Consider the following 22,965-nt stretch of genomic DNA (forward strand, 5'->3'; position numbering starts at 1 on the left):
ATAAACTTTTTCCTGAGTTCCGCACAGGGACACCCAAATTAGAAATCAAATAATTTAGCTAGATGTTTTTGTTCATCATTTAGAAGTAGAGTTTCTTTAAAAGTGTTGCCAGTTTTGGGATCTGAGATTTCGATTGCATAGATTGATTTGGCGATGTCGATGGCTTTTTCGGGACTCATTTTGTCTGTTTTTAACTTCAGTTGCCTCTCAAGTTCTTTGTAAACTTTATAGGCTACAAAATTGATGGTGATAAGCGCCTGAATCCTTTTTTGCAGTCTATGGTAGATTGGTCTGATCTTCAGGTCATGCTTTGCAACCCTAAAGGCTTTCTCGATTTTCCATAGCTGGCCATAATTATTGATGATTTCTTCCTTTGAAAGTGTTGTATTGGTCATGTAACCTTTCAGTCCATCCCATGCTGCATCCTCTTCAAATTTTCCATGATTGATTCTGATAGTTATATCTCCTTCCAGTTGTAAATACTTATTGTATCCTCTATTGTTTATCGATGACTTGGTCAGCTTACCTGATTTGATCCTTTGCTCCAACTTCATCAGCCCCCTTTCCCTATTATGCCTGTCCTTTTTAGCCCTTCTGTCAGTATATCCGACAATTAAGTTTGTTCCATCGGTTCTGGGAATAATTGCACTGGATTTATCTTTGAGATTCAGAGCGAGTATTTCTTCTTTAATCGCCTTGCTTTCATTTTTAATGCGTGCGCCAAGAATAAACTCATAACCTTTCTTCTGAAGTTCTTTGACATTAGAAGATGAGAGTAAGCCGGAATCAGCTATAACAACTAGCTTATCCAGATCATATTTGTCTTTAAAAACATCAATAATGGGAAGCATTGTATGGCCTTCAAACTTGTTACCTTCATGAATTTCATATGCTGACGGATAGCCTTCAACACCAACAAGTAGCCCCAATACGATTTGCGGATTCTGGTGTTTTCCTTCTTTGGAAAAGCCTCGTTTTCTTAAATCATCTTCATCATCAATTTGAAAATAAATTGTTGTAACATCGTAGAAAACAACCCTGATGATACCGCCAAGTATCTTTTTGGTATGCTGATAACTAATTTGCTGAAGCGTTTCTTTGTGATCAGAATAGACTTTATCCAAATACCTGTATATCCTGTCTTCTTTTATATTTATCGAAAAGTATCTGTGTAAATACTGAGTCGTTTTTAACTTACTTGCCGGGTGTGACAGTCGAACCAGTACTAATTGTTTTAGAAGGTCGTTACAAACAGTGTCAAATCCAATTTCATTATAAATCCTGCCAAGTAACAGGTGGACACCTTCAATTGAAATGTTTCGTATGCTTTGTTTGACGGTTTCCTTGAAATCCTGTACTGTAAAATCAAAAGATTGTTGACCTTCATAATGCGAGATATAATCAAGTCCTTGTTGGTAAAGAGTTTCTATTTCAGTATCAGAACAAGAACTGCCGATAGTTTTAAGCACTTTGTATTTTCCAGAGCTTTTATCAATGACTTGCACACTGACAACACCACTATTGTTCTTCTTTTTTCTCACAAACATAGTGCAAATATAAGCCTGGGACACCCAAACATCCAACTAAAAAGAACTTATAACCCTGTAATAGTGCGACTTAAATCTTTTTGCCTGAAAAAAGTGCGGAACTCAGGCCAAGCTGGTTTTTCTTTTTTCTTATAAAGTAAAGTATAAAATAAGCAATGCTGCAATTTCATACAATTGTAGCATTTTTTATGCGATTAAGCTAGGTATAAACTTTTTTGCCTATCCATCACTTTTGTTAATTTTGCATGGAATAAACATATACAGAAAGTTAGCTCGTGATATATCCGGAAAATTTTGAGACAAAACTTAGATTCGATAAAGTTAGAGAACTGGTAAAGAAACAATGTTTAAGTTCTTTGGGAAGAGATTTGGTTGATGACATTCGTTTTTCGAATTCGTTCAATACCGTTAACCGAATGGTGAATGAAACCAATGAATTTAAAACCATTTGTTTGGAGGAGGAGAATTTCCCTTTGGGATACTTTATTGATGTGCGTCAAAGTTTGGAAAAAGTTCGTATTGATGGCACTTATCTTGAGCTGGAAGAGCTGTACAATCTAAAGCGCTCTCTGGAATCCATCTCTTCAATTTTAAGATTCTTTCAGAAGAAAGAGGAGGATGAATATCCTTACCTTAAGAAATTGACCGGGAACGTAAAGATGTATCCTTATATCTTCGATAGGATTAATGGAATTATTACCAAAAATGGAAGAATTAAGGACAATGCATCTCCCGAATTGCAACAAATCAGAAGCTCTTTAATTCAAAAGCAATCTACCATTTCGAAACGAATGCAATCTATGCTTCGGGCAGCACAAAAAGAGGGTTGGGTTGATCAGGATGTGGCACTTTCGGTTCGCGATGGACGTATTGTAATCCCAATTCCATCGGCATACAAACGAAAAATTAAAGGGATAGTTCACGATGAATCAGCAACTGGTAAAACTTCATACATTGAGCCATCGGAAATTGTAGAAACCAACAACGAAATTCGGGAACTGGAGTATGCTGAGCGACGTGAGATCATTAGAATCTTGCTTGAGTTTACAGCGCAACTTCGCCCATATATAGATGATTTGTTTTTGGCTTACGAATTTATGGCCAAGATCGATTTTATTCGGGCAAAAGCTAAGTTTGCTATCCAAGTGAAAGCTTTACTTCCAAAAATGGAGAAAACGCCAACATTACTGTGGGAGAAGGCCATTCATCCACTCTTGTTTTTAACCTTGCAAAACGAGGGGCGGAAAGTAGTTCCACTAAATCTTCAAATCTCAAACGATCAAAGAATTATTCTGATATCAGGCCCGAATGCCGGAGGTAAATCGGTTTGTTTGCAGACTGTCGGTTTGGTGCAATACATGTTCCAATGCGGATTCTTGGTTCCCATGGAAGAGGAATCAAAAATCGGGATCTTCGATAAAATTTTCATTGATATTGGCGATGAGCAGTCCATCGAGAATGATTTGAGTACCTACAGTTCTCACTTGATGAATATGAAACATTTCCTGCGTTATTCAGATACAGACACTTTAGTGTTGATTGATGAGTTTGGTACGGGAACTGAACCAGCTTTAGGGGGTGCAATTGCTGGATCAATACTAGATAAATTAAATCGCAAGAAGGTTTGTGGTGTAATTACAACTCACTATTCGGGTTTGAAACATTTTGCTTCGGAAGCAGAAGGAATCGAAAATGGTGCCATGTTGTACGATTCTCATCAGATGCGACCTCTGTTTCAGCTGCAAGTGGGTAAACCAGGATCATCATTTGCTTTCGAGATTGCAAGAAAAATCGGTTTACCTGAAGAAATTTTAAAAGCTGCAACCGACAAAGTAGGTGAGGATCATATCAATTTCGATAAGCACTTGCGTGATATTGTGCGCGATAAAAGATACTGGGAAAGCAAACGTGATAAAATCCGACGCAACGAGAAAAAGCTAAATCAACTTGTAGAGCAGTACGATAAGGAGCTGAAAGATGCGAGTAAGCTGCGTAAGGACATTATCGAAAAAGCACAGCAGGAGGCGAAAGATCTGCTTCAGAATGCAAACAAAACCATAGAGAAAACCATTCGCGATATTAAAGAAAGTAAAGCTGAGAAAGAGAGAACCAAAATCGCCAGGAAGCAATTTGAAGAAACAAAAGTTCAGCTAACACAAGCCGAGTTGGAAGAGGAAGAGAGAATTAATCGCAAAATCCAGAAACTCAAAAATCGCGAAAAGCGCAAGGAACAAAGAGAGCAAGGAAGTGAAACGACAGCAAAACCAACAGCAGCTAAGCCGATTGTTAAAGCTAAAAAACAGTTCAATGCTGATGTAATTGAAAAAGGCGATATGGTGAAGCTGGATGATCAAAACACAGTTGGAGAAGTTATCGAGATTAATGCCAAAACCGCAGTTGTTACTTTTGGTAGCATTTTAACATCGGTAAAACTCACACGATTGTCGAAAGTGTCCAAGTCGCAACTGAAAAAACAGGAGAAAAGCTATAATCAAACTTCAGCCTTGGTGCAAGAGCGCATTTCAAAAAGAAAGTTGACTTTCCGACAAGATATTGATGTAAGAGGAATGCGAGGTGAGGAGGCGCTTCAAATTGTTATGGATCATGTTGATGAGGCCATCATGCTTGACATCAAGGAATTTAGAATTCTGCATGGAACCGGTCATGGTATTCTTCGGCAGTTAATTCGCGATTACCTGCAAACTGTTGATTTGGTTCGTCATTTCAGAGATGAACGGATTCAAATGGGAGGATCAGGAATTACTGTGGTTACAATGGAGTAAATGTTAGATACAAAAAAAGGAAATCTGACTTACAAGGTTTCCTTTATTAATTTCTTAAAAACAAGAATTATAAGTTTTCGTTGATTGCTTTGGCGTAGGAGCTGGATTTTCCGAAAGCCTTACATTTTTGGATATCGTCATACAGCCAAATAAATCCTCCATCAATATTGGCTTTCTCTTTGCTGATTTTTTTACCTATTGCGACAGGATTATCACCATTCTGGCAGTTTTCACCATTTCTGCACCACAAACCGTAAGATACTTTCAGATTGCCAAAGTGCTGATTCCATTCTTCAGGTTTATTTAGCGCTCCTCCTGCATAACACTGAAGATATACACGATCGATAGTCCCGGGTTTTTTGGCTTCAACTTGTTCGTAAACCGATTTCCAATATTCAGTTTTGGTGTACGGGCACAAGCCAACTTTTAATCCCATATCTGCCAACATTAAAGTAAAATCTACTGTTGAAGCAACATCATAAGTCACTTCATCATCGTAGTTGATCGCTGTAGCGCCTGTAATATCTATTAGTTTCTGAATGGCTTTGTACAGTTTAGTTTCCGGTCCTGTACCTTCAGTAGCAATTAAATCCTTAATCACTTGCCACGATTTGGCTTCCCAAGCACCTATTCCTAATTCAATTCTGTCAACAGAAGTTGGAGCTACAGTCAATTGTTCCAATCTGGATTTCCATTCAGGATCACCTATGTAATCACCATCGGCATTTATGATTGGCGTGTCGTTGTATTTCATGCTTCCGTCTTCGTTGATATGAATGGTCCATACAATTACAGTTGAGAAGCCTGATGATTTTAAATCGTTAATTACTTCCATACCACCTGAATAAAACGGGCCGCCACCAAAAATAGCAGAATATTTACCATCGGGGGCATTAGAAATTGCTTCATCTTTCTTATTGGCAGTACCATCCGATTTGTCGCAAGAATTGCATGAAACAGTGCCCACAAAAATTAAAATGTAAAGTAACTTTTTTAGAATTGACATAGGATTCGTATTTAATGAATGATAATTCAAAGCTAAAAAAAAGGAGTTAATGGCAGAGTTAATTTCAACTTAATCAGCAATAATAAATATTAATGAACTTGGCTTAATGGGTATAAAAAATGCCACCTCAACTGAGATGGCATTGCTTTTATAAGTGTTATTTTACGTCGAACTCACCTGATTTAATCAAAATCGGATTAATATAAAAATGTACTTACAAGAACATAGAGATAATGGGAAAATGTACCAGCCATAATTCCTCCAATGGTATGCGACAGCAAAGCCTTCGAAGTTAATTCTCGATAGTTTAGCGTATCCAACATGGCAGTGTGCGTGCTTAAATAACCACTCCAACACATCCCCATTGCAGTAAATACCGCAACAACATTCCCGTCAATAATTCCTTTCGCAAGGAATGCTTTTACAAGCGATAATGCAGCACCTACAGCACCGAGCGAAGTTACCGGAAAGGCAATCAATTCAGGGAATTTAAAGCCAAACAACCCTTCGAAAAGCCACCAAATATAGCCTGCCAGTTTGGGTAGTAATGGTACGCCCTCGTAGGCTACGCCCTGATATCCTATTGTTGGATCTTTTGGTCCAAATGTTAGCATCATCACCATAGTTGAAATGATAAGAACACCGGGAATAATTGCCAAACCAAGATCAACACCTGATTTACCACCATCCAATATCGAATTCAGGAACCTTAAGAAAACGCCACCTTCCGATTTAAAGCTGATTTTTTCTGTTGCACCTTCAAAATCATTATCCGTGCGTACAGGAATCTTTCCTTTGATTAATCGTTGCATTAACCGAGTAGAAACTACAGCTCCAAATAGTGCTCCAACCAAACCAATTAGTGCAGGAATAAACATGCTTTCTTCGCTACCCGGAACTTTAAGTGTAGACATGAATGTGATTACAATCAGTCCCATTCCGAAAGCAGTTCCAAAGTTGGTTAAAGATACCAATTGGTAGTTTTTAAAATACTTGCTAAAGTTTTTATCGTTTGCCAAGCTGATAATAGCAGGGTTATCCGATAAAAAAGTTAGAACTCCGGCCAATGCACCAACTCCAGGCAAATTAAATAAGGGTTTCATCATTGGAGCAAGTAGTTTTTCCAACAATCGTACCACTCCAAATTCAATTAATAATTTACCCAAAGCGCCCGAAAGTACTGTAATTCCCATAATGTAGAAAACAGTATTCATTAGCAAATCCCATGCAGTTTGCATGATTGTATTCAGCATATTGGAAACACCCATTGTGTGTCCGATGTATCCAAAAATTCCGAAAAAAGTAAGAAGAAACATTACGGCTTCGTACCTTCGTTTCTTCAAAAAATCTGTCTCTTTGATAGATTTAATTGCGTTCATCTTTTTGCTTGTGTGTTTGTTTTTGTTACTCGCTGCAAAAGTATACTATAAACACAATTTCTTAAGCTTTTTTTATATGATCTTTATCAGCTTTTTAAACTCTTTGGTATGTTACAAAAGCATATTGCGATAACAATACTATTAATCGAATTCGGTTTATTATTCGAAACACTCCGAATTGTTTTATCTCTGTCCTGTTTTTTTCGTGGTAGCCTCTCGTAGGTACTTACGAGAGGTCCTCGTAAGTATTAGCCTGAGATCGAATAAACCTATTCGCCACAGAAAGTTAGCTTAATTCAAGATTTGTTTTAGAAAATCTGAAAGAATATCGGGATATGTTGAAGAATTTTTAGAGTATAGATGACTTTTTAAAGAATCTAATTGCTTTTGGCATAAGTTTGCTCAAACCCCCTCGCAATATTCCTTCGGTAATTTGAGAATACTTCTACTCAAAATCAGGGCAAGCTTTAACAATATCTTTAGTCGAAACCAGGTTAATAAATTCTTCTTTCTACTTCACTCAATTTGTACTAGCTTTGTCATCCCAATTAAAGAGTAGCCATGACAGCAGCAGCAAATGCATTAAAAAGATATTTTGGATACGATCAATTTCGTCCCCTACAAGAGAAGGTAATCAACTCCATCATGCAGGGTAAGGATGCCTTGGTGATTATGCCAACAGGCGGAGGGAAATCAATTTGTTATCAGATTCCTGCCATTATTATGGAAGGAGTAAGTATTGTTGTTTCTCCGCTGATCGCTTTAATGAAAGATCAGGTAGAAGGATTAAGAGCGAATGGTGTTTCGGCTGATTATTTAAATAGTTCGCAAAGTCCGGCAGAGCAAGCAAAAATAATTGAAAGACTTGCGGCAGGAAATATTAAACTGCTATATGTTTCTCCTGAAAAATTGGTAAGCCAGGATTTTTATTACCTGATGTTACAGCTTAAAGTAAATTTGTTTGCTGTGGATGAGGCACACTGCATTTCGGTTTGGGGACATGATTTTCGTCCGGAGTATACAAAAATGGCTTATCTAAAGAAACAATTTCCTCATGTTCCGATTGTAGCGCTTACTGCTACAGCCGATAATCTTACTCAAAAGGATATAGTTTCACAATTAAAATTATCTGATCCTGAGCGATTCACCTCTTCTTTTGATAGGCCTAACTTAAGCTTAACCGTTGCTCCCGGACGTGACAAGTTCAAATCCATACTCGGATTTTTACGACAACGCCCGCATCAGTCTGGTATTATTTATTGCCTAAGCAGAAAAGCAACGGAAGGTTTGGCCGAAAAATTACGAAATGCTGGTGTAAATGCTGTATACTATCATGCAGGTTTATCGACAGAAGAACGGGCAAAAAGGCAGGAAGATTTTATTAATGATGAGATACCCATTATCTGCGCAACCATTGCATTTGGAATGGGAATCGATAAATCGAATGTTCGCTGGGTGATTCACTATAATTTGCCTCGAAATATTGAGTCTTACTATCAAGAAATCGGTAGAGCAGGAAGAGATGGTTTAAAGGCAGATACCCTATTGTTTTATAGTTTTTCGGATGTAATCGTACATCGTAAATTTATCGATGAATCGAAACTTAAAGAAGTTTCGCATGCCAAGCTGGAGCGCATTCAGCAGTTTTGTGATGCACAAATTTGCCGACGGAAGATACTACTAAGCTATTTTGGAGAGCATCTGGAAGAAGATTGTGGGAACTGTGATGTTTGTAAAAATCCTCCACAATTGTTTGATGGAACAATCATTGCACAAAAAGCATTTTCAGCAATTGTTCGATTAAAGGAGCAAGTTGCAACAGGAACTTTAATTGATGTGCTGCGTGGATCTTCAAGGCAGGAAATTATAAGCAAGGGATACAATCAAATTAAAACTTATGGCGCCGGAAAAGAGATTGCTCATCAGGATTGGCAACAATATCTGCTTCAGCTATTAAATCTTGGATTTATTACAGTGGCTTATGACCATGGTAATGCCTTGCGATTAACCGAGCAGGGAAGAGAAGTGCTATTTGGAGAACGTTTGGTTAAACTGGTTCATTTGGCTTCGATGAAATCGGAACCAGTGGTTAAACCAATTGAGAAGAAAACTACTCAGCAAACAGATAGGGAAGGATTGTTTGAAGCATTGCGCAAGCTTCGTTTGCAAATTTCCAGAGAAGAAAGCATCCCGCCATACTTGGTTTTCTCAGATGCTACATTGCATCAAATGACCCAGGACAAGCCTACAAGCGAGTTCGAAATGAAAATGATTTCGGGAGTAGGGGTTCGAAAATATCAGCTTTATGGAGATTTGTTTATAAATGAAATTCTAAGCTTTCAGCAAACAAAGAATCGTGAAGCTCAAAAGAGCGGAGAGTCGTTTTATAAAACCTATGAGTATTATAAACAAGGTTTTTCGGTGGACGAAATAGCCAGTATTCGTAAAGTAAATCCTGTAACCATCTATTCTCATTTGGCCTCTTTATACGAAAAAGGTGCGGATGTTGATTTGTGCGAATTCTTTAGTACAAAAGAATTGGAGCAGATCGAAAATGCATTTCGTTCATTGAATTATTCTGATAATATAAAAGAGTTGTACATGTTCATGGGCGAAGAAATAGAGTACCATAAAATTAGATTGGCCATTTCATATCTTAAAGTCAGTTCATCTTAGTATCTGCAATACCAGTATTACTATTGAAAACCAATATGGGTTTCGGACATGGAACAGCCTCAGATCGATTCGAAAGTTTAAGAGAAGTTGCTTGTGAATATACCTTTGTATCAGATCGGGCGGAATAAATGAAAAAAATGTGAATGTTTACACAAAGTACTTAACAGAGCGCTTTTTTTGTATATTTAAGTTCAGACTTAAAAAATAAACGATTATAACTATGATTCGAGCTTTAATAATTGATGATGAAATAAAGAGTCAGGCTACACTTAACAAGTTGCTTGAGAAATATTGTACTGGAGTTGAAGTGGTTGGATTCGCAAATAATGTAAAGTCAGGCGTTGAGGCTATTCATGATCTTAGTCCAAATCTGGTTTTTCTGGATATTTCGATGCCTGATGGAGATGGGTTCGAAGTGCTACATCAAGTTCAGAGTCGAAATTTTGAGGTGATTTTTACAACAGCCTATAATGATTATGCAATAAAGGCTTTTCAATTTTCAGCTTTGCATTACCTGTTAAAGCCAATAAACTACATAGAATTACAAAATGCAGTTGCACGCTATAAGCAGAATCATAAGACTATCGACTTGAATGAGAAAATCGAAGTTTTATTCGAAAGTTTAAATAAGCAAAACAAAAAGATAATCTTACCTACTTCAAATGGGATTAGGGTAGTAGAGTTAAATAAAATTATTAGATGCGAAGCGGATAGTAGCTATACTAAATTTTATTTGGAAGATGATTCCGTTTTAATGGTTTCCAAGGTGTTATCAAGTTTTGAAGGAATTTTACCTCCAAATAAATTTTGCAGAGTTCACAGTAAACACTTGGTAAATCTTAATTTTATTAGTCAATACATAAAGGGAAGAGGTGGTAGGATTATGCTATCAAACGGTAAAGAAATAGAGGTTTCTGAGAGTCGAAAAAAGGATTTTTTATGTAGATTAAAGGAATTGGCACATTATTTACCAATTGAAAAGAAATGCAAGTAATGAATTGATTTTCTTATGAATAGGAAGCTGGTTTTGGCTTCCTTTTTTTCTGAAAGTTCCAAGGTATAATGAGATATATAGAATGAATTGTTTTGATTTTTCATTAATGAGCTATGTATGGAGTTAACGTGTTTTTTTTGTTGTTTTACGCACTTATTGTTTCTATTTACATCGTTACTGTTTCAGATTACTCATTTACATAGTTTGGGTTGTATAGTGTATATGTTATGGATAAATTCGCAAACTATAAAAGATAATTAGAATCATCTTTTTAAAAATAGTTTATACAATCTAAATTTTTAATGTCAAATTTGAATTAACATGAAATTAAAATTTTTATCTTTAGTATTATTGGCACTTAGTGTTATTGCATGTGACTCTTACGAAGAGTCAGAATCAGTTGCTGCAATGAGAAATGCAAGAACCGAGTATGTAAAAGCCGAAACAGCTCTTAAAACTGCTCAAGTAGCTTATGAAGATGCAAGAACAAAATCAATGGAAATTGCCAATGCATATGCTGAAGCAAAAAATGCCAATGAGCTTGAAATGTTGAAAATTCAACTAGAGGAAGCTCAAGCTGAACTAGAAGCAAGAAAAATAGACCTTGAGGAGAATATTGTAAGACAGAAAAAATACATCCAAGATCTTGAAGATGCTGCAGTTCAGGAAGCATATTATGATTATACTAGTGCATATTCTGATTGGAGCAATAAAACTTATAATCTTTTGAATCAGCAAAATGAATTGACAAATGCTAATATTCGTTTAGCTGGTGCTAAAATGGATGATGAGAATTGGGTGGCAAGACAGATTGGTTACAGAAATGCTGATATTGCTCGTTACAATAGCCAATTGGAAGAGTATAACGCATCATTGGCAACATACAAAGAATTAGAAGCAAGTAATGATTGGGATGCTGTAATTGTTGAGCTAGAAGAAAAACGTACTGAGCTTGCAGAATTACGAGTAGAAGAAAACAACTTGAATGCTGATTTATATTTATCATATAATAAAGAAAATGATGCGTACAATGCTTTAATAGATTGGGCTTATGAAAACTACATTACTCCTTCAGTTATAAGAAGCGAAGGTATCATTGAAATGGCAGCTGATTTTAATGCGCGTAAAGCTCAGTTAGCAACTGATACCGTTGCTCCTTATACCGAAATGACAACTGCTAAAGGTGATTTAGAAGATGCTGAGCCAACCGATGCTGGTTATAATGTTCTTTTAGAAGATTACAATAACAAATTAAATACTTATAACGAAGCTATTGATGCTTATGAAGATTATAAGGAAGAAATGTTAAAATCAGAATTAGCTGCATTGAACTCTACATATATAGCAGCTTGTAATAAAACTGATGATTTGAATGAGGAATATGCAGTAATATCAGGTAAAAGATCTGCATTAAACGATGAAGTTAACAACTTAAATAGCCTATCCTTTACAATTGAAACAAATGTCTATTATGGAGCTGAGTATGTTGCTAATGAGTTGGAGTGGATGATTAATAATACTGAAAGCAATATTCGAGATTATCAATATTATATTGATGAAGCTGAAGATGATTTAGCAGATTATGAGGCAGGTAACTACTATATGGCTGAAACAGTGCGAAATTACGAACAGCAAGTAGCAAATATTGAATTTACAATTTCACAGTACACTGAAGAAATTGAAACAGCAAAAGCATGGTTAGATAGCTGTGAAGCTAAATACAAAGCTTTAATAGACGGTTAGTAAGTGGTAAAAAAGAGGTTGTCCAAGAAGTAATTATTATTGCGTGATTAATGGAATTCAGCTTTATCCCTTCCCTTACGATAGTTGAATATGAAATAAATTACTTTTTGGAATCCTCTTAGGAATTCAAAAATCAAAAAAAAAGAGTTATGTATAGAAAAATTATTTCTTTGATTTCCCTATCACTTTTGTGCAGCTCTGCTATTTTTTCGCAAGTCAATTCTATTAATGACGGATTTGTGCCGAAAAAAGGCAATTGTACTGTTTCTTTGGTATTGGGTAATAATGATGTTACCGATATTAATCCGAGTGTTTTACCAAACTATTCGGTATACGATAATCAGAACAAGAACTATGTTACCAGATTAGGTGCTGATGATAATTTCTCAGTAAAAGAACCAGCATCGATTACTAATATGGCTGGAATTTCCTTAAATTATTTTTTGAGCGATAAAGTTTCTTTAAGCTTATTAGGATCATATGGCTACAAATCAACTGCTGGAGAAGATGCTTTTACTGGAGTTGTTCCACTAAGGAATTCTGAAAATAATCCTATTTGGGGAACAGAGATACCTGCAATACAGGGTGCTCCCGAAACTGAAAATCATAAGTTATATGTTTCAACAGGTCTTAATTATCATTTTAGATTCGAGCAAGATTCAAGAGTTTTAAGAAATGTTGATTTTCACATGGGTGCTCGTTTTAACTTTATGTACGAGTGTTTAGAAAAAACACAAGTATCTTGGCTGATAGAAGACGATGGTGATTATTTGGTAGGGTCTGGAGATGCAGGAACCGCTACTGCAGAAGCATTGGGGCTTGGAGGTTCGATTGTTGGAGGAGTAGATTATTATTTTACCAATGTGCTTTATTTAGGATTAGAGGTGAATGTTGCTAATTTTATGTATCAACATACCGAAATTGTTAAAATGCCAGGTGTTCAAGGTGCCGATCAGAGTACTACATTCGTTAATGCATTTTCATATCCAAGATTTAAAATTGGTTTTAAAATATTTTAGTAGTAGAAGTAGTGTTCACTAATTTATTTGAACTTCCCGGTCTTGATTTATTAGGCCGGGAATAATTTGTTTTATGAAGATTAGTAATAAAATCACTTGTCTTATATTTGATCATGATCAAACAAATATCCAATCTATTGGAAAAATGCTTAAGGCAGCAAGTGATGAAATAAATATTGTCAAAAGTTCGTCTGATTTAAGTTCCTTTGAGAGTTTGATTATTGAATTTAAGCCTGATTTGATAGTTATAAACGCAAACTTGATAATAGAACAAGATATTCAATTTTATCAGGAGGGGTATCACAAATTCGAGATCATTTTTACTACTGAAAAATCAGACTTTGCTATTGAAGCTTTTAAATATTCAGCCTTGCACTGCATATGTAAGCCATATTTACAGTCTGAGTTCAATATTGCAGTTAATCGTTTTAGGAATAGACATTTAATATATTCTACTAAAGAAATAGATCATTTATTAGAACTAAATAATTCGAACTCATATCGAATAATGTTACCAGATGTATTCGGTTTTAGGTTGGTTAATGCCAACGAAATAATTAGATGTGAGGCGCAAAGTTGTTATACAAATTTTTACCTGCAAAGTGCTGAGCGAATTGTGGTGTCAAAACCGTTATCCAATTTTGTAAATGTGCTTCCTAAGCAATTGTTTTGCAGAGTACATAACAAGCACCTAATTAACTTAAACCATGTTAAACAATACATAAAAGGGCGAGGTGGCAAGATTATATTCCAAGATGGTAGTTCAGTTGGTGTTTCTGAGAGGAAGAAAAAAGAATTTTTAGAGCACTTGAAAAAGATAGCATTTTCTTTTGATGAAGTAAGCCTTTCTGTGTAGCAAAATATTTTTTGGTATTTACGTAAATATCAATCGAAATGACATAGTTACTAACTTGTTTGCCATTTTAGTATATTTTAGATTGACTTGGTTGGCTTTCTAGCTTAAATTTGACCGTATGATCAAGGTGATCAGTATTATCTAAAATGATTATGATAGAGTGTCTGAAGTTAGAAATCTTAAAAAAATTTGGGAAAGATTTAGTTTATACCAAAGATTGTAGGTTCTTGGCTGATACTATCTGTGAAGAAACTGGAAGAAGAATAAGTACAACGACGATCAGAAGGTTATATGGTTTCTTAAAAAGTACAACACTACCAGGAAAGTACACTTTAAATATTTTAGCAGATTATTTGGGATTTAATGATTGGGATCATTTTTGTAATTATTGGGAATCTAAACCAAAGGAGGAGGTGAAAGCTAAACAAGACTGGTTCGATTTTTATAACAAAGCAATCTCATTTAGTACAGATACCTATAACTTTATCTCAGGACAATCCGGAATTCCATTAAAAGCTGTGTCAGCTCGCTTGGAAGCCGAAGAAAGGATTAAGAATTTTTTGAATTCAGAGAAAAAAGCATTGGCCTTTATTGCTCCAGGAGGATGTGGGAAATCAACAATGATTGCCAAGTGGTTTGAAAGAAAATGGTTAAACAGGAAAAATGAAGATGTTGTCCTTTTTCTGAATGCATCTTTGATGATTAGTTTTCTGAATTCTGAATTTAAGATGGAAAACTGGGTACAAGATCAATTTAAGTTTGCACAAAAAGATTCATTGAAATATTTTTTAAAGCATCCTGAAGAATGCAAGAGCAGGATAATTTTTGTGATTGATGGATTGGACGAAATCACCTATGATAATTTGAAATTGGAACGATTGTTTTTACAGATAAAACAGTTTGTTCTAAACTTTAAGGATTTAGAGCAAATTAAGCTTATTATCACCTCACGAAATACAACTTGGCAAAAATTTGCATTGCCTTTTGTTGTGCAATCAAATGCTTATAAAGATTGTTGGTACGATCTGAATGATCAAGCTGATAAAATTAATGAGGCAAATTTGAAACCGCTAAATCAAAAGGAAATTCAAAGGGTATTTGATAAAACCTTAAACCTTACTTATGCGCCGAATGTATACATTGAGGATTTAACCTTTCATCAGAAACGGGTTATTTCAAATCCTTTTTTTCTTGAGTTATTCATTAAACTTTATTCTCCTAATAAAATTCATAAACTAAAAAAGAGCTATGAACTTATTCATGAATACATCAAGAATAAGGTTCATTATTCTAGATTTTCCGAAGAGAAGATCGATGTTCTTCATGCCATTTTGGAGCTTATTAATCATGGTAAGAAAGGAACTGCTGCAAAAAAACTTGAGTTAAGAAAAAAATATCCTGTTCATCTAAAAACTGCCGGAGATTATTATTCCGCATATGAGGAATTGTTATCATTTGGAATCATAACCGAGTATATTTCCACCAATAACAAGAATAATTATTGTAAATATGTTAAGATCACAAATGAAATTTTGTTCGAAACCTTGATAGGGATTAGCCTTATTGAAGAAAACGGAGGAGTAGATTTTGACTTGATTAAAAGAGTAGATGAAGAATATAGTGGGTTTGAGTTAAAGAATAGATTGATTTCATATCTTTTAGAATCATCTTTCTTAAGTGGCAAACACCTGGAATTAAAGGATTTGTTCGATTTAAGTGATGATGCCTTGTCTTCTCGATCTATACTCGATACTGTTTTTAACTCACCTTTTTACCTAGAGAAGCACAAGCTTGATTTGATAAAGCATTTGGCTTTAAATAAAAAGTCAGAAAGAATATTTTCAAAAGTTTTTTCTGATACTTTGAATCTACAAAACAACTCGAAACCTATTCTTGAGATATTTGCAAAAAATGGTGCAACAAAGAATTTAAGAATAAGATCATTGAGCTTATTGCTTATTTCTTCAATTTTTAGCTACGAGTCGGATAAAGCGGATCATTACTTTAATGAACTTTCTAAAGAAGATGTTGACACATCTTGCGAGGGCTCTACAATTTCAGTCAGACTAGCTGCTGTTTTAATGTACAATCATTTTATTGGTAATGATTCAGACGATGTGGAATTATTTAAACTATTCTATTACCGAGAAATGTCATATTTAAAATATGCGCAATCAAATAGTAGCATTGATGGAGAATTTGAGTTAATTCTCTGTATGGGCTTGACATATATGGAATTGTACCATAAGGTTTTGCAATTGGTTGATGATGCAGAACATTTATACAAAAATGAAGATGATAATTATATGTCTTCAAACTATAGACTATTGCAGTGCTATAGAATTTTTGCTCAATATTCATTAGGAATGAATCTCGAAAAACAACAAGTTGACTACTTGTTAGATTGTAAAAGCGTGATAAATGCATCTCAGAATTACTACTTACAAATATATTATAATTCATTTTTGATCACGTGTTACTCAGAAACAAATGATATTCGTAGGGTTGAGGAATATTTTAATAAAGCTATAGAGCTTAGCGAATTTGCGAATTATCATTCTTGTACTATGAGTCTTTACAGGAAAATGGCATGCTTTTACAATGAAAATGGTGAAAAGACCAAAGAAAGAATTTGTATTGCAGAAGAAACAAGATTATTTAAAAAATATGCTTCTAGTTACACATTAGCAGCACTTTTAGTATAACTCTCTTCACAAATTCACTTGTATTTAATAAAGCTGTTTGCATTGGCAGGCAGCTTTATTTTGTTTATAATACTCGTATTACGTTTCAAAATTATAACTTTACGCTGTTTGTGATTAACAAATAAAGTATAATCTAATACTAAATTATTACCAATTAAAGCACCAAATGATTCATATAAATATCATCTTTTCTTCTGTAACTCTACTAAAACAAGCAACGTAAGAATGATATGCTTTAATTTTTTAGATTTTACTGCAAAAGAAAATCTTGAGATCTTTATTTAAGTTGGTATAAAATCAGAAACCAACTTCTAATCAAGAATAAAATAAGTACATGAATAAAAGCGTTGAAAAGATCAGTAAGCTTTGGCGTGCTCTTAAATCATCCATGAATATGAATATTACTCGATTTAGTCTGCTTTCAATTATAAAGGTGAATATAATAATCATTTTCATTTTTTATAATGTCTCATCTTTTGCTCAAGAAAAGTATTCAATTACAGGAAGAGTTAAAATTGAAAATGGTAGCATTGATAATACTTTTATAACAATTTATCGAAATGCTAATAAAATAGAATCTAAACTTATTGACAAGAATGGAAAGTTTAGTTACGATCTGGATTTTGGCAATGACTACATCTTTGAATTTTCCAAGGAAGGTTTTGTTAGCAAAAAAGTAAGTCTTTCTACTTTTGTTCCGGAAGAAGTATTAAGCAGGGACAGTCAGTTTCCACCTTTTAGATTTACGGTGTCTCTTTTTCCTGCCTATGAAGGATTAGATTTATCAGTATTTGATCAACCCATGGGAATGATCATGTATGATAAGGAGTTAGATGATTTTGATCATGATAAGGAATATGATGCACAAATACGTGATGCCATAAGAAAGGCAGAGGAGGCGGCCAGAAAAAGAGCGGCGGAACTGGAGGCACAGCGTTTAGCCAAAGAAAGGTCGTATAAGGCAGCCATTCAAAAAGGAGACATTAGTTTCAGAGAAAAGAAATATGAGGAATCAAAATTAGCTTATAGTGATGCATTAACAATTAAGCCAGAAGAGCAATATCCCAAAACACAGCTTGCAAAGATAGATGAATTGTTGGCAGAACAGCAGCGTCAGGCAGAAGAAGCTGCGCGATTGGCTGCCGAGAAGAAAGCCTTGGAAGAAAAATATGCATCCATTGTTTCTTTGGCAGATTCACAATTTGAATCAGGAGATTATAGCTCAGCAAAGACAATATATTCTGATGCTTTGGCATTGAAATCCGAAGAGCAATATCCCAAAACACAGCTTGCAAAGATAGATGAATTGTTGGCAGAACAGCAGCGTCAGGCAGAAGAAGCTGCGCGATTGGCTGCCGAGAAGAAAGCCTTGGAAGAAAAATATGCATCCATTGTTTCTTTGGCAGATTCACAATTTGAATCAGGAGATTACAGTTCAGCAAAAACAAGTTATACAGATGCTTTGGCATTGAAATCCGAAGAAGAATATCCAAAATCACAAATTACAAAGATTGATGAATTGTTGGCAGAGCAGCAGCGTCAGGCAGAAGAAGCTGCACGATTGGCAGCTGAAAAGAAAGCCTTGGAAGAAAAATATGCATCCATTGTTTCTTTGGCAGATTCACAATTTGAATCAGGAGATTATAGCTCAGCAAAGACAAATTATTCTGATGCTTTGGCATTGAAATCCGAAGAGCAATATCCAAAATCACAGCTTGCAAAGATTGATGAATTGTTGGCAGAACAGCAGCACCAGGCTGAAGAAGCAGCACGATTGGCAGCCGAGAAGAAAGCCTTGGATGAAAACTATGCATCCATTGTTTCTTTGGCAGATTCACAATTTGAATCAGGTGATTATATTTCAGCAAAGACAAGCTATGCAGATGCTTTGGCATTGAAATCCGAAGAGCAATATCCCAAAACACAGCTTGCAAAGATAGATGAATTGCTGGCAGAGCAGCAACGTCAGGCAGAAGAAGCTGCACGATTGGCAGCTGAAAAGAAAGCCTTGGAAGAAAAATATGCATCCATTGTTTCTTTGGCAGATTCACAATTTGAATCAGGAGATTATAGCTCAGCAAAGACAAATTATTCTGATGCTTTGGCATTGAAATCCGAAGAGCAATATCCAAAATCACAGCTTGCAAAGATTGATGAATTGTTGGCAGAACAGCAGCGCCAGGCTGAAGAAGCTGCACGATTGGCAGCTGAAAAGAAAGCCTTGGATGAAAAATATGCATCCATTGTTTCTTTGGCAGATTCACAATTTGAATCAGGAGATTATAGCTCAGCAAAAAAAAGCTATTCAGATGCTTTGGCATTGAAATCCGAAGAGCAATATCCAAAATCACAGCTTGCAAAGATTGATGAATTGTTGGCAGAGCAGCAGCGTCAAGCGGAAGAAGCTGCACGATTGGAAGCTGAAAAGAAAGCCTTGGATGAAAAATATGCATCCATTGTTTCTTTGGCAGATTCACAATTAGAATCAGGAGATTATAGCTCAGCAAAGACAAGTTATTCTGATGCTTTGGCATTGAAACCCGAAGAGCAATATCCCAAAACACAGCTTGCAAAGATAGATGAATTGCTGGCAGAACACCAGCGTCAAGAGGAAGAAGCTGCACGATTGGCAGCTGAAAAGAAAGCCTTGGATGAAAAATATGCATCCATTGTTTCTTTGGCAGATTCACAATTTGAATCAGGAGATTATAGCTCAGCAAAGACAAGTTATTCTGATGCTTTGGCATTGAAATCCGAAGAGCAATATCCCAAAACACAGCTTGCAAAGATTGAAGAATTGTTGGCAGAGCAGCAACGACAGGCAGATGAAGCTGCGCGATTGGCCGAGGAACAAGAAAAATTATTGGCTCAGAAGAAATTGAATGAAAATAAATATTTAAAGCTTATTCAAGCGGCTGACGAATATTTTGAATCAGAGAAATGGAATCTTGCTGCGAAGAATTACTATGGGGCTTTAAAGCTTAAACCTGAAGAGCAATATCCGCAAAGCAAAATAGATGAGATTGAAGCGATTCTGGCAGAGATAGAAAGAAAAGAGAATGAGAAATCAGCAAAAAAACGTGATTATGAAAAGTTGATTGCTATTGCTGACAAGCAGTTCGGAAATGAGGAGTATGATTTTGCCTTACTAAAATATCAGGAAGCTTTAGATTTGATGCCGAAACAATCATATCCGAAAAATCAGATCAAAAGAATTGAAGTGATCATGGAGCGACAAGCCATGGCCAGCAGAAAGGAACAAGAACTAAATTTAAGATATAGCGAAGAGTTGGAAAAGGCGGAAGATCTCTTTAAAAAGGAACAGTTTAGTGTAGCCAGACATCACTACAAGGCTGCTCTTGAAATTAAGCCTAAGGAGAATTATCCAAAAGATCAGCTTGATGAAATTAGAAAAAGGTTGAAAGCTTTAAAAAATGCTGAGCAAGAAGCCATTGCTACCAATCCAACAAACTTTGAAAAGAAACTTTCTATTATCAAGGAAAAGGAGTATGCTGATTTAATTCAAAAGGCAGATCAGGCCTTTCAGTCATCTCAGTTTACCGTGTCGAAGGTGATGTATGAGAGAGCCTTGAGAATGTTTGAAAGAGATTATCCTAAGAAACAATTGAAGGAAATAGAAAAACTGATCAAGGAAGGGAAAATTTCAGATCTGTCCGAAGAGTACAAGCAGTTAATTGCGCGGGGAGACAAGGAGTTGTCAGCAAATCAATATGCAGTTGCCAAGTTCTACTACAAAAAGGCTTTACGATTGAACGGCAAGGAGAAATATCCAAAGAATCAGTTGAAAAAAATTGATGAACTTTTACAATCGAAAAAGAATCAGAAAGCAGATAAGGAGTACAAAGAATTGATTGCAAGAGGAGATGCAGCCTTTAATAAAGGAAACCTGACCGTTGCAAGGTTTTATTATAAAAAAGCGCAGCAAATAAAACCTGGCGAAGATTATCCACAAGAAAAGCTAAAAATGATTCAATCTAAACAGAGTAAAAAGTAATTTTGGAGCACATTAATTTAAGAACACAGTATGGCATTAAACTACCTATTTATTTTCTTCTTTCTGATTGCCTTTGTTGTAGGATTGATCAAACTCATTTTCTGGGGAGATATGGATGTATTTCCGGCAATGATAGACTCCACCTTTAGTATGGCCAAAACGGGTTTTGATATTTCCTTGGGGTTGACAGGAGTCTTGACTCTATGGCTAGGGATTATGAAGATTGGAGAGAATGGAGGAATTGTTAAGGTTTTTTCCAGGTTGATTGGACCTTTTTTTAATAATTTGTTTCCTGAATTGCCCAAAGGACATCCCGCACATGGATCAATCATGATGAATTTGGCTGCGAATATGTTGGGTTTGGATAACGCAGCCACACCTCTAGGTTTAAAAGCCATGAAAGAAATGCAAGAAGTTAATACAGATAAGGATAAAGCTTCCAACGCTCAGATCATGTTCTTGGTATTGAATACTTCGGGACTGACGATTATTCCGATTTCAATCATGGTGTATCGTGCTCAATTGGGAGCCGCTAATCCATCGGATATATTTATTCCAATATTACTGGCTACCTATTTTTCAACCATTGCAGGTCTAATTAGTGTATCAGTAGTTCAAAAAATAAAATTGTGGGATAAAACAATCTTAGCCTACCTTGGAGGATTAACTGCAATTATCATTGGAATTATAGCCTATTTCTCTAGCCTTGAGAAAGAACAGATTACAAGCATTTCTACAGTGGTAAGTAATGTATTTCTGTTTGGGGTTATTATCGCATTTATCCTACTGGCAGCAATAAATAGAGTAAATGTTTACGAGAGTTTTATTGAAGGAGCCAAAGAAGGATTTAATATTGCAATTAAAATTATTCCGTATTTAGTTGCAATACTAGTAGCAATTGGAGTTTTCAGAGCATCTGGAACAATGGATCTTTTTGTAGAAGGGATGCGCAAGCTTTGCATGTTGCTTTCGGTAGATCCTGATTTTGTGGAAGCCCTGCCTACAGCGATTATGAAACCTTTAAGTGGTAGTGGAGCTCGCGGAATGATGGTAGATGCAATGACCACACATGGAGCAGATAGCTTTGTGGGAAGATTGGCCTCGACCCTTCAAGGCGCAACCGATACTACATTCTATATAATTGCAGTTTATTTTGGTGCTGTTGGAATAAAGAATACACGTTATGCTGTAACCTGTGGTTTAATTGCTGATTTTGCCGGAATTATTGCCGCTATATTTATTGCATATTTTTTTTTTCATTAGAATTGTACTTTGTTGAGTGAGAATAAACTCATTCATATTTACAAATTCACACATTAACTAAAAACATGATTACATTTAAAATAGATACAGAATATATCGAACTCATTAAGCTTTTAAAAGCAACTAGCCTAAGCGAGAGTGGTGCACAAGCAAAAACATTTGTAGAAGATGGAATTGTTCTTCGCAATGGGGAAGTGGAAACAAGAAAAAGAGCCAAGATTCGTCCCGGTGATAAAATCGAAATATTTGATGAGCTTATTATCGTAGAATAAAGGATAAATCGATATCAAAAGAAAGCGCAAGAATGATTAAGTTCTTGCGCTTTCTTTGTCTAAAGGCCTTTATGCACTTTAAGTAGTATAATCTTCTTAATAGAATTCAAGAAAGTTTTTAACCGAATTCAGATAAAACTCCTTCCAACCTTCCACAATTTCTTCGTAATCATCATCAGGAATATTTGTATGGCTTAATTCGATACGTGTGTCTTTTCCTGCCTTTTTCAAAAGTATGGTAACGATTGACGGATGTTCCGTTTCGCCGAAAAACCACTCCTGAACAATTTTATAATCTTTAAGCATTTCCAGATTGCAACCAGAAATATCGCCTTCCCACAATGAGAAGATGGTTCCAACTTTATCGTTCATTGTAGCAGGATATCCGGTCCAAAGTTCAATTTGAAATGAGTTGGTTAAAGCATTGTATACTTCTTCCTGACTTGCACTAATTGTAAACTGATAGGTAAATTCTTTCATGAGATCTTGATTTCTTAACACAAAATTATATCAAAATGCTAACAATTCCTTTAGTTAATTGTATTAAATTAAAGAATACTTACAAGAGGGTGTCTCAAAAGTAAGTATATCATTTAGGGTCATGTTGAACAAAGTGAAACATCTGATTCAGAATTTAGAAATTCTTGGTTTTCTAGGAATAACATTAGCTTTTTACTATAGGGACACCCTCTTTACAATTGAGTAGT

General features: G+C 35.5%; 14 protein-coding genes. 10 read left to right on the plus strand and 4 right to left on the minus strand.

The annotated features are described in order from the left end of the window. Positions 1-38 precede the first annotated feature (38 nt). Positions 39-1,547 carry an IS1634 family transposase gene (locus tag ACO05S_RS13245; protein ID WP_421918485.1) on the minus strand — a complete coding sequence of 503 codons (1,509 nt, stop codon included), beginning with the start codon at positions 1,545-1,547 and terminating at the stop codon, positions 39-41. Positions 1,548-1,822: 275 nt separating this feature from the next. Between ACO05S_RS13245 and ACO05S_RS13250 the strand changes: the two genes are divergently transcribed. Next, a complete protein-coding gene (locus ACO05S_RS13250; protein WP_421918486.1) occupies positions 1,823-4,330 on the plus strand; it encodes an endonuclease MutS2 in 2,508 nt (835 codons plus the stop codon). Positions 4,331-4,397: 67 nt separating this feature from the next. Here the strand turns inward: ACO05S_RS13250 and ACO05S_RS13255 are convergent, their stop codons facing one another. Both ACO05S_RS13255 and ACO05S_RS13260 read right to left on the minus strand, forming a co-directional pair. Next, positions 4,398-5,336, minus strand: a complete 939-nt coding sequence (locus ACO05S_RS13255; RefSeq protein ID WP_421918487.1) for a hypothetical protein — start codon at positions 5,334-5,336, stop codon at positions 4,398-4,400. 197 nt (positions 5,337-5,533) lie between these two features. After that, entirely contained in the window at positions 5,534-6,715 is a 1,182-nt protein-coding gene (locus ACO05S_RS13260; protein WP_421918488.1) for a CD0519/CD1768 family membrane protein, read from the minus strand. 561 nt (positions 6,716-7,276) lie between these two features. On the opposite strand from ACO05S_RS13260, the gene recQ reads away from it, so the two are divergent. From recQ to ACO05S_RS13305, 9 genes are all read left to right on the plus strand, one after another. Continuing rightward, a complete protein-coding gene (gene recQ / locus ACO05S_RS13265; protein WP_421918489.1) occupies positions 7,277-9,391 on the plus strand; it encodes a DNA helicase RecQ in 2,115 nt (704 codons plus the stop codon). A gap of 220 nt (positions 9,392-9,611) precedes the next feature. Then, the gene (locus ACO05S_RS13270; protein ID WP_421918490.1) at positions 9,612-10,385 is read left to right on the plus strand and encodes a LytR/AlgR family response regulator transcription factor; all 774 of its coding nucleotides are present in this window, start codon (positions 9,612-9,614) and stop codon (positions 10,383-10,385) included. 321 nt (positions 10,386-10,706) lie between these two features. Then, positions 10,707-12,128: a hypothetical protein gene (locus tag ACO05S_RS13275; RefSeq protein ID WP_421918491.1), complete on the plus strand. Its 1,422-nt coding sequence runs from the start codon at positions 10,707-10,709 to the stop codon at positions 12,126-12,128. Between the two features lie 149 nt (positions 12,129-12,277). Then, positions 12,278-13,147, plus strand: coding sequence for a BT1926 family outer membrane beta-barrel protein (locus ACO05S_RS13280; RefSeq protein ID WP_421918492.1), 870 nt, complete (start codon positions 12,278-12,280; stop codon positions 13,145-13,147). Positions 13,148-13,220: 73 nt separating this feature from the next. Then, positions 13,221-14,003, plus strand: a complete 783-nt coding sequence (locus ACO05S_RS13285) for a LytR/AlgR family response regulator transcription factor (protein ID WP_421918493.1) — start codon at positions 13,221-13,223, stop codon at positions 14,001-14,003. A 152-nt stretch (positions 14,004-14,155) separates the two neighbouring features. Next, a complete protein-coding gene (locus tag ACO05S_RS13290; RefSeq protein WP_421918494.1) occupies positions 14,156-16,708 on the plus strand; it encodes an NACHT domain-containing protein in 2,553 nt (850 codons plus the stop codon). Between the two features lie 334 nt (positions 16,709-17,042). Then, positions 17,043-20,723, plus strand: coding sequence for a hypothetical protein (locus ACO05S_RS13295; RefSeq protein ID WP_421918495.1), 3,681 nt, complete (start codon positions 17,043-17,045; stop codon positions 20,721-20,723). Positions 20,724-20,753: 30 nt separating this feature from the next. Next, positions 20,754-21,986 (plus strand): nucleoside recognition domain-containing protein, encoded by a 1,233-nt coding sequence (locus ACO05S_RS13300; protein ID WP_421918496.1) that lies wholly within the window; start codon positions 20,754-20,756, stop codon positions 21,984-21,986. Positions 21,987-22,030: 44 nt separating this feature from the next. Continuing rightward, positions 22,031-22,258 carry an RNA-binding S4 domain-containing protein gene (locus ACO05S_RS13305; RefSeq protein ID WP_421921289.1) on the plus strand — a complete coding sequence of 76 codons (228 nt, stop codon included), beginning with the start codon at positions 22,031-22,033 and terminating at the stop codon, positions 22,256-22,258. 96 nt (positions 22,259-22,354) lie between these two features. Here ACO05S_RS13305 and ACO05S_RS13310 read toward each other — a convergent pair whose 3' ends face one another. After that, a complete protein-coding gene (locus ACO05S_RS13310) occupies positions 22,355-22,738 on the minus strand; it encodes an SRPBCC domain-containing protein (protein ID WP_421918497.1) in 384 nt (127 codons plus the stop codon). Between the last annotated feature and the right edge of the window lie 227 nt (positions 22,739-22,965).

It is taken from the genome of Marinifilum sp., assembly GCF_965230805.1.
In the GTDB taxonomy this organism is placed as follows: domain Bacteria; phylum Bacteroidota; class Bacteroidia; order Bacteroidales; family Marinifilaceae; genus Marinifilum.